Source organism: Pseudoalteromonas sp. JSTW (genome assembly GCF_013423925.1).
Classification (GTDB): Bacteria; Pseudomonadota; Gammaproteobacteria; order Enterobacterales; family Alteromonadaceae; genus Pseudoalteromonas; species Pseudoalteromonas lipolytica.
Window position 1 is genome coordinate 1340188 of record NZ_CP058972.1, and the last position, 16781, is coordinate 1356968.

Below are 16781 nucleotides of genomic sequence, written 5' to 3' on the forward strand. Positions count from 1 at the left end.
CAATCCAATTGTTTTTGGTTTTTTAATTGTAGGTATTAAGAATATCAGAGTTGAAAGTGTTGTAAATACATTGTTGTAACATTGCCTTATCATATGTAATTAAATGTAAATACAAGTGGCATTTCCAGCTCTTTCGTATTGGCTTTGAGTGCAATGGTTTCATGTCTTTATTTATTTTTAATGCTTGTTTTTACGTTTGTTAAATTTTTGTGTTTTTATGAGGGGTTTTTATAATAAGTTTTGGAAGATTATATTTAATATTTTGTACTATTAATTTTCACGTGAATGAAAATAAACTTTATATTTGTAATGGTGTTTTTTAGAAATGTCACTTCTTTACTTTTTATATTAGATCTTTTGTCATTCAACAATATTGAATTAAGAATAGGGTAGTGCTTCCAGTTATGAAGTAGCCGTCCATTTCATTTCGCATAGCAGCTGCATATTTTGACACTTATATGCCATTAATCTCGAACATTTAAAATCTTTCCTGCGTCTCAAATTTAGCTTTCTGGCTATTTAAACTAAAAATAGATTAAAATCAAGTGCTTATGCTTAAATGATGAGTTTAACATGTAAATGTACATAGCTGATCCGTCTATCGGGTGGTAATTATGCCGAAGGCTATCAAAGTTACTTTTATTTATGAAAAGTTGTGTCTTTAGTATTTTATGTTCGCAAATCATCAGTGTTTATAACCTTTTTGACTTATGAGGACGTTATAGGTGATGAGCTTAGTGGTTGTTAATTGTTCTGTTTTTTGGATTTATGTGTTTTAAGGTTGATGCTCTCTTCTTTCCTGCGTTTTTAGACTGTCTCCCTTTAAAATAGTGGGGTTTTAATGTTTTTTTTAAATATGCATTATTAATATATTGTTGCAATTTTGTTTTTACATTGTTTGGTTTATTTTAAATTTTTTATTTTTTGTTGCGTTTGTATTTATATTGATTTTATTTTAAAAAGCGCAAGTTAAAAACATGTTGACCAGAAGTTATCTAGGATATTAGTATTTAATCACCGCATTAAGGTATTAGTGCCTATGGCGGGGTTAAATAAAAATTAATAAGTCATAATATGGATATGACCAGGGAGAATACAATGTTAAATAATCAGGTTTCGAAGGCCGTTCGCTTAGCACTTGCTTTCAGTGCAGCGTCAACTTCACTATTCTCTGCAAGCTCTATTGCGGCAGATGAAAATGATGAAGGCGTAGAAAAAGTTGAGCGTATTGAGGTTATCACCGGTGGTGCGTCAGCTGTATATGGTGCTGATGCTGTAACGGGGGTTGTTAACTTCATTTTAAAAGAAGAAATAACAGGCCTTAATGTATCTGCAACGAAAGGGTTTGCGGATAACAATAATTATGAAAATGAGAAGTTTACTTTTTCATACGGTCAAGATTTTTCAGAAGGGCGCGGTAATGCGGCTATCTCTTTCGAATACAATTCACAGGATTCTCTAAATGCATTAGATAACCCGTGGACTTCGACATCTTATGCTTCGATGCCATATGAAGTCGTGACAGGTATGCAAAGACCTGAAGATATGCTAGACAGTGAAGATTTTCCAGACAAAATAGTAGTACCAAATGCGGGCTATTATTTAATCTCTAACGCGGGTACAGTTTGGAACCCTAACACTGGTGCGATTATGGGTCGATTTAACCCAGACAGCACGTTAGGACCTGTAAATACAGGCAGTTTTGAGGACGGCTCATATTGTGGTGGCCCAGATTGTGATTATATTAATTTACGCCAATATTCGGAAATTCAGCCAAAGTTTGACCGCATTAACTTAAATTTCAAAGTTAATTATGATGTTACAGATGACTTGAATGCATATTTCCAAGCAAAGTACTCTAAAACCGAAGGGGAAAATATTGGTCAGCCTTTCTTCCGCTTCTTCAGTGGTGCAAACTTAATAAAGCGTGATAATGCTTTCTTATCTGAAGATACAGCAGCCCTAATGGATCAAGAAGGTCTATCGATCATTGGTGTCAATAAAATGTACAATGATATCGGTCGCCGCTTAGAAGAAAATACGCGTGAGACAACACGATTCGTAGCAGGGTTCAAAGGTAACTTGACTGAAGACTGGAGCATGGATATATCTTTGGTACATGGTAAGTCAGAGATAGAACGTATTAATGGTGCAAACGTCATCATGGCTAATTATGCCAATGCAATAGATGCGGTTTTTGATGACGCAGGAAATATTGTTTGTCGAAGTGAAGAAGCCCGTGCTGATGGCTGTGTAGCTGCTAATATTATGGGCGATGGTGCTATTAGCCAGCAAGCGATTGACTATGTTACTACGACGTCTGTAGGAACTTCAGAGATTGAGCAAACTGTGTTTAATGCGACATTCTCTAATTCTGCACTTTTTGAATTACCTGCGGGTATGGTTGGTTTCGCTGGTGGTATCGAATATAGAGACGAATCAAGCGTCACTATTGAAGACCCATTTGCTAAAACCGGGGCTACTTTCTTTAATGCCCTAGGTGAAACCGATGGTGGATATGATGTATCTGAAGCATTCTTTGAATTATCGATTCCATTACTAGAAGAAGTCTTTTTAATCGATTCACTCGTTTTAGATACGGCTGTTCGTTATGCGGATTATTCTACAATTGGTGATGCAACAAGCTGGAAGTTAGGTTTAGATTGGACCATTAACCCAGAGTTGAGAGCACGTTTCACTGTTTCAGAAGCAATGAGAGCACCAAACATCGACGAGTTATTCTCTGGTCAGAGCCAGTCATTTACTAATGTAGATGATAGTTGTAAGGTTTCTGAGTTGGATCAGTTAAGCGCTGAGGGCAGAGCAATACGTGCTGCAAACTGTGCTGCATTAGGTGTTCCAGCAGACTTCGATTCTAACTACGATAGCGCAACTCTTGAAACTTTAGTCGGTGGTAATCCTGATTTGCAACCTGAAGAATCAAAATCAATTACGGCTGGTATCGTTTATCAACCAAGTTGGTTAGAAGGCTTCAGCGTAACTGCGGATTACTGGGAAATTGACATTGACGATACAATTAGTGGTATCGGTTTCCAAACTATTATTGACCGTTGTGTTGATTCGCCTACAGGTGTTGATAATCAATTCTGTAATTTAATTACTCGCGATCCTGAAACGAGCGAAATTACCCTACTAAAAGGGTTTGCGCTTAACATTGCTCGTAGTTTAAATTCTGGTGTTGACTTTGAGTTTGCATATGACTTTGACGCACTAGGTGGTCGATTCAATACTAGCTTCATTGGTACATACCTAATTGAAGCAAAAGATTATCCATTCTCAGCAGAGCCAGAAAACTACACTGATTATGAAGGTGTTTTAGGTGAAGAGACATGGCAAGGTAATCTAACCGTTGATTATACTTACAATAACTATAAAGTTGGTTTTAGCACACGCTTTATAGATGGTGTTGAACTATATGATCACACGTCGTTAGATACTAACCCAAATCCATCAAGTGAAATGCGTTATGGCTCATACTTTATAACTGATGCTTCATTCGCATATAACTTTGAAAATGGCGTTGGCCTTAAACTGGGTGTTGACAACTTATTTAACCGTAGGTTACCAGGAAGCACAACGGGTACAGGTGCAGGCTCAGCCATCTATGACAATATCGGTCGATTTGGTTACCTTCAAGCATCTTATAAATTTTAATACAGTATAATTAGTTTGTATTATCAATAAAATACACCATAAAGAACGTTCCTGTTCTTTATGGTGTATCATTCATCATTACGCTCCAATAGCCTTTCCTTCGTACAAGAATATTCTTAATATTAATACCAATCCGCAAAAATACTTAATCATTTTGAGTGATCAAACCAGTCGCTACCTGCGTTAAAAATTTCTGATTTACGACTGCATGGATGCAGGAGGTAGAGCAATGCAGGAGCAATTGCCGAGAACAACTAAATAACTAAATTTTTGCCTTGTTATCAACGCGGTTTTATTGCCTCAAAATAGACCACTTAATTAAGCGGAATGGTATAAATTTGGGTAGTCAAATATCCATCGTCATTTAGGTGAAGTATTTTTGCTGTTTACAGCTTGCTTATGTCTGGCATAAACCATGATTTTTTATCACCTTATAAACTGTATTTGAACTAAGGTGAATTAGAGTGGTGTTGTTCACACGTTAAAACGAGTTAGCTTAAGTGATACACGTAAAGTTGTTGTTAGGGCTTTTAAATAGTCTTTGCCGTAAAGAAATCTAAGCAGTGGGGATTTCTGAATTGTTGTATTTAATTTACACTGCTAAAATGTAACAAATTTTAACCTTCTTATTGGCATCATTCTGAATAAGCTATTCTTATTTTTCATTGCGTTAACATTTGCTTTCCTTACAAGTTGTGCATATGCAAAGCAGCTCAAAGCAGGTATCGTTAATTATAACTTCTTTCCTTATCATACACGTGATGAAAATGGCCGGTTTTCGGGGGTCATCGTTGGTTACAGTAATGAGATTGCGCGATTAGCAGATGCTGAATTAGAGTATCATGTATACGACAGTCTCGATTTACTGTTAGATGCGCTTCAGGCGGGCGAAATTAATTTTACTGTGGGTCTTAATAAAACCCAGCAACGTAAAAAGCATTTTTTATTCTCTTCCGCATTTATGGAAGCCCCACGGGGCATTGTTGCAAACCAGTCTATTGCTAATGATGCATTAAAGAATTTAGCGAGTCTGCGTTGGGTATGTATAACGGGGAGCTCACACTGTGAGTATTTAGCCGAAAATGGTGCTTTATTCATAAACCGATTTATTCAACCTGAAGATGCGATAGACAAGGTTGCTGATGGTACGTTTGACGGGTTTTTGGGGGACTATTCAGTGTTGTCTCACCAATTAAAAAATCACTCTAAAAATAACTTAAAGGTTGTTAGTCCTATTTGGCTCGAGAGTGAAACCCTTCACGTCATGTTTAATAAAGAGGAAACCGCATTACGAAATCAAGTTAACTCGGTACTCGCCTCTATTTCACCTGCAACTAAACAGCTGTGGGAAAGTTCTGCCAGTGAAGAATACATCGCTGCAAAGGCATACAGTAAATTCAAGCGTGATTTTAACCGTATTGATGCACAGCAGAGTACTAACTATTTACTCACATTCTCGTTTATTGATGGTTTATACCCCGTTAATTCAACCAGTAAAACAGGTGAAGCTACTGGGTATTTAAATGATACTCTTGCATTGCTTTCACAGAGAAGTGGTATCCAGTTTAAATATATACCCGCTGCAAATAGTAAAGAGTTAGAAAAGCTATTTCTTGCAAATAAAATCGATATCATTCCATCGATGACACCTGACAAAATAGATGAAGGAATATTAATTGCGTTACCCTCACATTATAGCTTCGAAATGGTATTGGTTTCTAAGCGTGCGAGTAAAATTCGCCGTATTGGTTATATTGAGGCGTTTGCAGACCCTAAAGAAAAACTAGTTGGTAGCGAGCCTATCGAAACCGTGTCATTTGACTCAATTCAAACGCTTTTCTATGCACTACGAAATGATGCTGTTGATGCGGCTATGCTACCGCAGAGCATTGCAGCGTATCAGCTAAACCAGTTTTATATTGGTGAGTTTTATATCAACCCTAAATATCGATATACACAGCCAATTTATTTTTTAATTAATAGGCACTTTTCTGAATTAACAACGTTGCTAGACAGTTTATTTAAAACCTTAACCAGTAATGATTTTAGCCATGTAGTAAATCGTCATGGTATTTTTAATATAGAGCGTGGTTATGATAAAAAAACGGTCAATATCACTGCAATTTTGGTGTTGATTTTAGTTGTTTTATCAATGACTTACTTTATCAATCGGCGTCTCAATATAAATCGGGAAATAGCGAGTCGTAAGCAATCAGAACAGGCTGCACTGAGTAAGCTTAATTTTACGCAAAAGTTAATTGATGATTTACCCACGATGGTTGTTATTCAGGATCAAGACCAAAAACGCATCATGTGGAATAAAGCGTATAAAGATAATTTCGCGCATCTTTGGGATGACGAGCAGCAATTTTTGCGCAGTGATCTTGCAGTCGTTAAAGAATTAGTAGATCAAAATAAGCAAAGCCTTACTTCGGGTAAAATAATTAATCAACATATCCGCTTCACCAATCGTCTGGGTAAACCACTCGAGTTGCTTTATACAAAGAAGCCTTTTTTGGGGATTGACGGCCATATCGCAGGGATCATGACTGTGATAACTGATGTCACAGAGCATAATAATCTGCAGCGAGAAAATGAATCTGTTCAAAAATTATTAAAGACGATCACGGATACGATACCCGGCGGGGTATTTCAATATGAATACTATGACAATGGTGAGGGGTTTTATACTTACATAAGTAAAGGAGCGCAAAGCCTTTTAGGGATTACATCTCGAACCATTAACCAACGCGGTATGACAGGGTGTATTTCACCGCTTATTGTTGATGAAGACAGAGTAAAAATTGCGAAGAGTTTTAAGCGAGCGGCAAAGCGTAACTCAATGATTGATATTGAGTTTAGGGTTAATAACTTAGGGCAGAAAATTTGGTGTCGTTACATTGCGACAGGCGAAAAAAATTCTGATGATCAACTTCAAGGCGTTCGCTGGAATGGTATATTGCTTGATATTAGTTTACTCAAGCGCCAGCAAGCAGATTTAAGTAAAGCAAATCAACTGGCTCATCAGGCCGATTTAGCTAAAAGCCGATTCATCGCGACCATGAGTCACGAGTTAAGAACCCCCATATCTGGCATTAATGGTTTTATTGAATTACTGCGGGCTTCTTATTTAGATGAAGAGCAGTTCTACCTCGTAGAACATATTGACAGTGCGATTTCGAAATTACGTAACTTGGTTGATGACATTTTATATTTTGCAAATACAAGCTCAGGTAAAATTGAAATCGATTGCCAAGATGTAGATCTCGAGTCCCACCTGTGCCGTGTTTTAAGGGCGCATGAATATTTAGCAAAACAAAAAGGTCTCGAATTCCGTTTAACGTGGCGAACAGCTGCTTTTACTCAAGCGCGTATAGATGTAAGTCATTTACTGCAAGTTTTGTCTAATATTTTAAATAATGCCGTTAAGTTTACTGAGAAAGGCGCGATTAGTTGCGACGTTTTATTTGAAAAACAGACCTTGAAGATTGAGATATCCGACACCGGCGCAGGAATGACTGCCCAGCAACTTGCGCATACTTTTACACCCTTTGAGCAAGCTGATAACTCGACAGAGCGACGTTATGGCGGCACAGGGCTTGGTTTAACACTTGCTAAGCAATTAATAGAAGCGATGAAAGGTGAAATTAATATTTCCAGTACATTTGGAAAAGGTACGAATGTATTTATTTCGGTTCCTTTGACTAAAGTCGCTAAACCTGATTTAGCAGCGAGTTCTGTTTATTGGTCTGTGTGTACTCAGAATCATTTATTACTGAATAATTTAGCAAGCATGGGAGTTAAACATAATCAGCTCAGTCATCCTTTAGATGCTAACGTATTTCAGCAAGTTGATAATATGATTATTGATGAAAAGTATGCCATTGAGCGATGGGGTAAAAATTGGCAAAAGAATATTTGTAATATTGAAAATAAATACATCATCGTGGCCAGCACTAATGATACTCAAACTCCCGCAAAATGTAGTTGCCATATTTTACTTGTTGATCCTCTTTATCCCGATTTACTCAGAGAGCTGGTTAACAATGTTCATTGTGGTGTTGACGTATTACCACACAGCCTCACAACTGCGTTGCATGGGCAGATTCTAATTGCAGAAGATAATAAAACTAATCAGCTTCTTTTAGAAAAACAGTGTCAAAAATTAGGCATAAAAGCCGTGATGGTTGAAGACGGTTTAGCCGCATTAAAAGCCCTAGAAAATGATAATTTTGATGTATTACTAACTGACTGTCATATGCCTCATTTAGATGGCTTTAAATTAGCTAAACAGTTACGTAATAAAGAAAAGTTTAAGTATTTACCGATCATTGGTTTTACTGCTGACGATTCACAAGAGTGCCTAAATAAAGCGTTAGATGCGGGCATGAACAGTGTGTTATTTAAGCCATATAAACTTAACGAGTTATATAATCGTTTAGCCGAGTTTATTGAGGTAAATAAAGATGAAATACAGGTACAAGATGAGGCGCCAGTATCAAACCTGCAAGGTATAAAAGATAAACAACATTGGTTAAATGTTTTTGGTAATGAAAATGATGCTAAAACACTAGCAGAGGTGTTTATTACGAGCTTGAAACAAGATCTAAACACGCTAACTGCACATGTGGATAACCAAGATATAGAAAAAATTCCCCCTGCTATTCATAAACTTAAGGGGGCTATTGTGATGTTGCAATACCCGCCATTATCAAAACTTATAGTGAGTACTGAAAATCGCTTTAATCAAGAAAAAGAGACATTAATAGTCAGGGAATTAATTGTAGAGTTAAGCGACGTGATCGAAAAAATAAAGTTATGGTTATAATAAACTTAAATTAGATTATTTTATTTTTTCACCATATACTAAGCTGTGTATTGATATGTATCTTTAACTTTTATAATTAAGAGAGCTTTAAATGAAAGAAATCCGATCTTTTGTCAAATCTGCGTCTTTAACTGAACTTGAAAAAGCAAAACAGTTAATTGATTCAGCTATCGAGAAATATACTCAACAGCAAGAAGCTAAAAAAGAAGTACTCGATCTGCTAAAAGAAAAAGGACTTACATTAGAAGATTTACAAGATGTAGTAGGCACAGATAAGCGTACGAAAGTAAAACCTAAATACCGCATCGAATACAATGGTGAAATTATTGAATGGACAGGCCGTGGTAAACGCCCTAAAGCATTCCAAGGTGTTGACTTAACTAAGCACCTCGCTTAATTTCACCCATATGAACTTTTAGGGAAGCACATGCTTCCCTTTTTTGTCTTTATTACTGCACAAAATAATGAAATACGTACTTAGACCTTATCAGCAAGAGGCCGTACAGCGAACGGTTAGCCACTTTAAGCAATCGGACGAGGCGGCACTGATTGTATTACCAACAGGCGCGGGCAAAAGTTTAGTGATTGCTGAATTAGCACGTATTGCTAAACAGAAAATTTTAGTCTTAGCGCATGTTAAAGAGCTCGTAGAGCAAAACGCGCAAAAGTACATCAGCTTTGGTTTTGAAGCGAGTATCTTCTCTGCAGGGCTTAAACAAAAATCGCTTAAAGAACAGGTTACGTTTGCAAGTGTGCAGTCACTAGCGCGCAATACGGCGCAACTTAGTGATACGTATTCATTGCTCATTATTGATGAGTGTCATCGCGTCAGTGGGGATGATCAAAGTCAGTATGGTCAAGTGATATCCAGCCTTAAAAAACAGAACCCCCGGCTAAAAGTATTGGGGTTAACCGCGACTCCTTTTCGTATGGGAATGGGGTGGGTTTATCATCATCATTATCATGGCTTTGTAAGGGGAGATAAAGACGCACCCTTTAAAAAGTGTATTTTTGAGTTACCGCTTCGTTACATGATTAAACATGGCTATTTAACGCCGCCTCATGAAGTAGACGCAGCCATAAGCCATTATGATTTTTCATCTTTACCCAGCGATTCATTTGGACGCTATAGTGCTGAAAATATGAATGCGCTCCTCAAAGATAATACCCGCGCAACGAAGGCGATTATTGAGCAGGTTATTGACTACAGTGAGCATCGGCACGGCGTCATGATTTTTGCGGCAACAGTCATGCATGCCAAAGAAATCGTCGGCTACTTGCCAACTGACAATACCGCATTAATTACTGGTGATACAGATAACAACGAGCGCGACACTATCATCAATCAATTTAAAGCGAAAAAGTTGAAATTTTTGGTCAATGTGTCTGTACTCACCACCGGATTTGATGCGCCGCATGTCGATTTTATTGCCATTTTGCGTCCAACCGAGTCAGTCAGTTTATATCAGCAAATTGTTGGCAGGGGGCTTAGATTAAGTGAGGGGAAAAAAGAGTGCTTAGTGATTGATTACGCAGGCAATGGCTTTGACCTATTTTACCCAGAGGTGGGCAGTAAAAAAGCCCAGAGTGACAACGAACCTGTGCAAGTACTGTGTCCTGGTTGTGGCTTTGCGAATATTTTTTGGGGAAAAACAGATGCCGCAGGCAATGTCATTGAGCACTTTGGGCGTCGCTGCCAAGGTCTTCTAGACGATGATGATGGCACGCAAATACAGTGCGACTACCGTTTTAGATTTAAAGAATGTGAGCAGTGCGGTGAGCAAAATGATATAGCAGCGAGGCAATGCCAAGCTTGCTCAGCCATGATGACAGACCCCGATGATAAGTTGCGTGAGGCGCTTAATTTAAAAGATGCGTTGGTGCTTCGCTGTAGTGGTTTATCGGCACAACTTATCGCAAATGGGCTGTTGAAAATTAGCTATTTTGATGAGGATGGTGCCAGTTGCGACGAAGTTTTTAATCTTAGTAACGACACAGGCCGTTTTATCTTTAACAAGCAATTTGGTCGGCGAGCTCAAGGGAATAGTGCCCCGATTACCTGGAAAACGGCAGAACAGGTTATTGAACAACAACATGTATTGGTCGCGCCAGATTTTGTTATTGCCCGGAAGAACAAAAAGTATGGTTGGAAAGTTGCCCAGAAACTATTTGATTATCAGGGTAATTATAGAAAAGCCAATCAATTAAAGTAACCAACGCCTGCCATAAGCAGGCGTTATGTCGCGTGTTTATTCGTCAGCCATTAAACCCCAACCATCACCATAGCCGTTGTGGCTATTTGCGATGCTCTCGAGGTATTGTTCAGTTTGGCTTAATAGCGTGTGGTCGGGGACCATTTCAACACGTGTAACGACTTCCCACACCCCGGTGTCGGGACACTTTACTAACTCTGTTGCAGGCGCTAGTTCATCACTTGCAATTGCCGTTGCGAACTTTTCTGCTTCAGGTTTTTGTTCAAAAAGAATATAGAAATCTATTACTTGCATGCTGGTTAAATCAACACCAGCCGCTGCAATTTCTGCTAATAATTGACCATTTTCGTCGTCAGGGAAATGCATTTAATCGCTCATTCATTATAAATCTAGGAATTGTTAGCTATTGTAGCGAAAATAATTGGTTAACGCGCACTAATTTTAACACTTCAATTATGTCAGTGGCTATTTCACTGTGCTAGTATCATTTTGTATTTATCTGATTTATGACACTTTCAAAAAAGTAAGGATATTTTTTGTACATTCGGCATTTCTTTTTTGTCTTTTTAATTTTATTTTTTTCACTGAGTAATAATGCATTTAGTGCTGAAACGATCATCAAAGATTATAAAATTCAAGGGGTCAATGGCGACCTAGAAAAAAACGTCGCGCTTTACATTAAACCGTTAGTAGATGAAAAAACGTCTAAAGCCTTGCAGCGTCATGCTAAAAGCCAAGTAAAAGCGAGCTTAAAAGCACTGGGGTATTATAAGCCTGTCGTTAAAATAAAATTTGATAACGCCGAGCAGTTGATCATCGTTGATATAGAGCGTGGGCCAGTGACACGTATATCCGACGTCGATATTACCATTAGCGGGGCCGGTAAAGCGGATCCTGAGTTTATGGTTGCTGTAGATGGTATTAGTTTAAAACCGGGTGATTTTTTAAATCACGCTAAATATGAAGCGGCAAGGAAGCGTATTGAAAGTCAACTTTTAGAGCTGGGGTATTTTGATGCTAAATGGCATGCACATACCTTGGCTGTATCTCTTAAGAAAAACAGTGCGAAAATTACCTTCAATGTTGATACCGGTCCTCGTTATCAATTTGGTGAAATAACGATAGGTAATCAAACGCCAGCTGAAAAATACATTCGATCTTTAGCTGAATTTAAGGCAGGTCAACCTTACAAATCAACAGAAGTATCCGACTACAATCTAGCGCTCTCGAGTACCCCTTATTTTACGAGTGTACGAGTCTATGCCGACATAGCAAATCGAAAAGATGGCAAGGTGCCAGTGAATGTCGATGTTTTGCACAAGCCTGCAAATAGTTACGAAGTGGGGGGAGGATTTAGTACCGACCTAGGCCCAAAAGTGCGTTTTAAATGGTCTAAACCGTGGATTACACAAGACGGACACTATCTCGAAAGCAACCTGAATGTCTCTGAAAAGCAACAAGACATATCGTTAGGTTATACTGTGCCGGTAAATGATCCAAATGATGATTTATGGCGTTTTTCAGTCGGTTATAAGCTCGAAGATAAGCTGACAAATGATGTATACAGTAAAATTTTAACAGCCCAACTGCAGCGCCAGTGGTTAACTGATGATGAGTGGGTGCGTACTGCCTTTTTAAGACGCGATAGAGAAACCTACCAAATTGGCGATGAAGAGCAAAGCTCTAAAATGCTGATGCCAGGCATTAGTTATGCGAAAAAAAACACCGAAGGTGGCACAACACCTTACGAGGGTTATCAATGGCTTATATCTGCTGAATTTGGTTTAAAAGACATGTTTTCAACGACAAATATTTTGCGACTTCAATTGCAGAACGCTTGGCTTACAACCGTTGCTGATCGTCACATGATATTTTTACGTGCCAATTTGGGGGCCATGTTAGTGGATGATATTGACAATGTGCCTTTTTCACTGCGTTTCTATGCGGGGGGGGACCAAAGTGTCCGTGGTTTTGCATATCAATCAATTTCTCCTGAAGATGAAAAAGGTCGCCTTATTGGGGGGAAATACCTAGCCACTGGAACTGTTGAGTATAACTATCAATTTGCAGAACATTGGCGAGCTGCCGTCTTTGTAGACAGTGGTACAGCGACTAATGATTTTACTGATCGTGTTGAAGTTGGTGCTGGTTTTGGTTTTCGTTACTTAACGCCCGTTGGACCCGTTCGCATTGATCATGCATGGGGGCTGACAAAAGAGAGTAAAAGTACCCGTTTAAGTATTACCATAGGGCCTGAAATTTAATGAACAAGTTTAAAAAAACGACGACGATTTTATCAGCCATATTAGTCAGCGTAGGCGTCATACTTTTTTGTTTATTATTCACCGCGCCAGGAAATCACTTTATTGCATATTCAGCTAATAAATTAGTAGATGGCTTGAAGATAAATTTACCGAGCGGGCGTTTTTTGTACAATGATGCATTCGATATCTCGTACGATAAGCAAGGACTCAAGTTTTCAGCAAAACAACTAAAAATTGATTTGTACTGGTGGGGGTGTGATGGTGTTTGTGTAGACAACTTAAGTGCGCAAACAATAGATTTAAAACTTGATACCCCCCCCTCTTTGGCAGAAAACCCACAACCAACCGATACAGAAATGACTGACGGTGAGCCCACCACGGCTGAGCAAATAACGTTACCGATAAATGTCACGGTTAAACGCATTGCTGTTAATCGTTTTACCTTGGAGCATGCAAGTGCTGATGTGACGGTGAGCAAATTAAACCTGACAGCCTATGCATCACAATCTGATATCAACGTACACGCATTTACTATCGCCGATATTGCAGTTGCATTGCATGAAGTAAAAGAAGCCCCAAAAAGTGCGCCGCTGAATGAGCTGCCAGCTCTACCATCACTTGATTTTACCTTACCAATTAATATGCAATTGCACGCATTTAAGGTCGATAAAGTTGCAATAACTCCTTTTGCAGCTGAAAGTGCGCACGTTATTAACAACATTGAACTTGAAGCGATAGCGAAAGAGAGTGAAATCAGCGTCGAGAAATTGGCTGCACGTTACATTGACTGGCAGTTGAATACCCAGTTTCATGCGCTTTTAAGGGGTGATAATAAAGTTGATGCCTCGTTGTCTGTGGTTAATTCTCAGCACCAAGCAACTCTTGGCTTAAATGGGCGTTTAGGGGATTTAAACTTAAACCTCACTACGCAGGGTCAATACCCAGCTACACTGAGTGGTCAAGTCAATCTACAACAAACGAATTACCCGTTTAGCCTAAAAGGTGGCATTGATACGTGGCTGTTAGACACAGAAGCTGCGCAATTACGTTTATCTGACCTTGCTATCAGTATGCAAGGCGATGCGGATGATTACGCCATTAATGTGAATTTAACAAGTCGGCTAGGTGCATACCCTGCGATGTTAACTGAAATGCAGGCAAATGGAGGCCTTACACGAGTCAAAATTGATCAACTAAAGCTCAGTGCTAACGACAGCCAAGCTACGGTTAACGCATCAGCAGATTGGTCTGAGGGCGTGACAAGTCAGTTTTCAGGCACGTTAAGCGATTTAAAAGCTCAGTACTTAACGGATGCCGTAAGCAGTAATTTATCTGGCAAGTTTAATGGCTCCTTCACTCTAAAAGACGAGGATTGGCAGCTAATCTTAGCAAACACAGTGATTGATGGCACAGTAAATGATATCCCTGTGAACGTCGCCTCTGACTTTAAACTCGACAGCAGCCTTCACGCGAGTTTTGATAAGCTTGAGCTTAAAAGTGGAAATAACGAAATTACACTATCGGGTCAAGTCGATGATACATGGCTTGTTGACGGTAAAATCCGCCTTGATGCAAGTGAACAAAGTGTGCTTCCTTTGCAGGGGAAAGGAAGTGCAGACCTTAAATTGCGCGGAGCACGCCTTGAACCGACAGCCAATGTGAACTTGCTCCTCAATACTTTAAGTTATCAGGATATCCAAGTTGAGGGTTTAGCGTTAAACGGGCAGTTTGATTATGCTGCGGACTGGCAAACAGAGATATCGCTTATTTTGGATTCAGCTAGTTTTGCTGAGCACAAAATTAATCAGATTGAACTTAATGCCTCAGGTGACAAAACGGATCACCATGTCGTATTTTTACTGGATGCTGATCAAGGTAAAGTGTCGTTTGATTTAGATGGAAAGTTCACAAAGAACACGTGGCAAGGGGCGTTAAGTCAAATACTTGTTACCGATAATAAAGTTCGTTTTGGAACAGATAAAGCCATTAATGTTAGTGTAAATACGCAGACGCAAGACTTTAATGTCTCGGCACACTGTTGGCAAAGTGAAAAGTCTCAGTTGTGTGTAAACACCTTGCAGCAAACAAAGCAATTGGGTCAACTTAATGCGCAACTTGGGGCGTTATCGATACCAGAGTTTAAACATTTCTTACCTGATAATCTCGATTTAACCGGCTTAGCGCAAGGTGAGTTTGTTGCCAACTGGCATAACGCAGAGCTAAAAACTCTGCGAGCTAACATTAATACGCAAGAACTAGCTGCATCACTAATCGATGGTGCGACAGTTTATAAGCTACCGATTGAGGTCTTCAGCCTGTCTGCGATAAGTGATGCAGAAAAGGCGAAGCTTGAAGCGACACTCGACTCATCAGTACTTGGAAAAGTAACCTCACAAATTAATGTAGAGGATATTCAAAACCAGCAATTACTCTCGGGTGATCTGGTTATTGAAAAAATTCTACTCACGAATATACAGCCTTTTATTGGCACGTTAGAGCAGCTAAATGGTGATATTAAGGGTCAGCTGGCCTTGGCTGGTTCATTAAAAGAGCCACTCATTAATGGCGAGCTTAATGTTGACAGCATCAACTTAGAAGGAGCAACGCTTCCTGTTTCATTGCAAAACTCACAGGTGAATATCGCTTTTAATAACCAAAGTGCGACAGTGACTGGTGAGCTAAAAGACAGTGAAGGGGGAGCGCTAAAGTTATCTGGGGGTGTTGATTGGCATGCAGATTTACCCGATGTAAATTTACAATTGCAAGGCAATGAGTTCTTTGTACGTGCGCAACAAGATGTCACCTTTAAAGTGTCGCCTGAGCTCACTATGTCATTAAAAAATAATGCCTTTAACCTTGAAGGGCAGGTTGTTGTTCCGTGGGGGCGGATTGCCATTGAAGAGCTACCCGAGGGAGCTGTGCAAGTCAGTGATGATGAAGTCATTGTGGATATTGAACAACAACAAGCTGAAAAAGTTCCTTTCGATTACGCTATCAACTTAAAGGTACTGGTTGAAAGAGACGTGCGTATTGATTCATTTGGATTACAGTCAAAAGTCGAAGGGGATATTAATATCAACATGGACCAAACGACACCGATGATTGCCACCGGAGAATTAAACCTTGTTGAAGGAACCTACCGCGCTTTTGGCCAAGATTTACAAATAAGGACAGGTCAAGTCGGCTTTAGTGGCTCTATAGATAAACCGTATTTAAATATTAAAGCTATTCGCAACCCTGATAACACCGCAAATGGTGTGGTTGCGGGTATTACTTTAACCGGGAATGTGGAACAGCCATCGTTAAAAGTGTTCTCAGAGCCGGCAATGGATCAAGCACAAGCATTGGCTTACTTATTGAATGGTCAGCCACTTGACGAAGGGGACAGCTCAACCGATGCAATGTTGACGCAACTATTATTAGCGCAAGGTGTTAACCGCAGTGAAGGTGTGGTATCTAAAATTGGCGAAAGCTTTGGTTTATCGGATGTTAGCTTGAGTTCTACAGGCAGTGGCGATGATACTAAAGTTGAAATATCAGGCTATGTTACGCCCGGTATTCAAGTGAAATACAGCGTGGGGATTTTTGATTCATTGAGTGAGGTGGCAGTGCGCTATCAACTCTTATCACAACTGTATATTGAAGTGACCAGCGGTCTTAATCGCACTGTTGATATTCTGTATAAGTTTGATTGGGATTAATAACCATATCAATCCGCAATAAGACTTAATCATGTTGAGGGACTAAACCTGTCGCTGCCTGTGTTAAAAATGTCTGATTTACGACTGCATGGATGCAGGA

7 protein-coding genes are annotated in these 16781 nt (G+C 39.3%); 6 read left to right on the plus strand and 1 reads right to left on the minus strand.

All coding sequences use genetic code 11. The annotated features are described in order from the left end of the window. Positions 1-1098 precede the first annotated feature (1098 nt). The 4 genes from GZH31_RS06230 (at position 1099) to GZH31_RS06245 (ending at position 10716) form a co-directional block, all read left to right on the plus strand. Positions 1099-3675, plus strand: a complete 2577-nt coding sequence (locus GZH31_RS06230; RefSeq protein WP_180311480.1) for a TonB-dependent receptor domain-containing protein — start codon at positions 1099-1101, stop codon at positions 3673-3675. 787 nt (positions 3676-4462) lie between these two features. Then, positions 4463-8503 carry an ATP-binding protein gene (locus GZH31_RS06235; RefSeq protein ID WP_374027197.1) on the plus strand — a complete coding sequence of 1347 codons (4041 nt, stop codon included), beginning with the start codon at positions 4463-4465 and terminating at the stop codon, positions 8501-8503. A gap of 91 nt (positions 8504-8594) precedes the next feature. Continuing rightward, positions 8595-8900, plus strand: a complete 306-nt coding sequence (locus GZH31_RS06240; protein WP_036969446.1) for an H-NS family nucleoid-associated regulatory protein — start codon at positions 8595-8597, stop codon at positions 8898-8900. Between the two features lie 67 nt (positions 8901-8967). After that, positions 8968-10716, plus strand: coding sequence for a DEAD/DEAH box helicase (locus GZH31_RS06245; RefSeq protein WP_036969443.1), 1749 nt, complete (start codon positions 8968-8970; stop codon positions 10714-10716). Between the two features lie 36 nt (positions 10717-10752). On the opposite strand, the gene GZH31_RS06250 is transcribed toward GZH31_RS06245, so the two are convergent. Then, a complete protein-coding gene (locus GZH31_RS06250) occupies positions 10753-11082 on the minus strand; it encodes a ribonuclease E inhibitor RraB (RefSeq protein ID WP_036969441.1) in 330 nt (109 codons plus the stop codon). 170 nt (positions 11083-11252) lie between these two features. Between GZH31_RS06250 and GZH31_RS06255 the strand changes: the two genes are divergently transcribed. Both GZH31_RS06255 and GZH31_RS06260 read left to right on the plus strand, forming a co-directional pair. Next, entirely contained in the window at positions 11253-12980 is a 1728-nt protein-coding gene (locus GZH31_RS06255; protein ID WP_374027192.1) for an autotransporter assembly complex family protein, read from the plus strand. Beyond that, positions 12980-16681: a translocation/assembly module TamB domain-containing protein gene (locus GZH31_RS06260; RefSeq protein ID WP_180311482.1), complete on the plus strand. Its 3702-nt coding sequence runs from the start codon at positions 12980-12982 to the stop codon at positions 16679-16681. The genes GZH31_RS06255 and GZH31_RS06260 overlap by 1 nt, the downstream gene beginning before the upstream one ends. Positions 16682-16781: the final 100 nt, after the last annotated feature.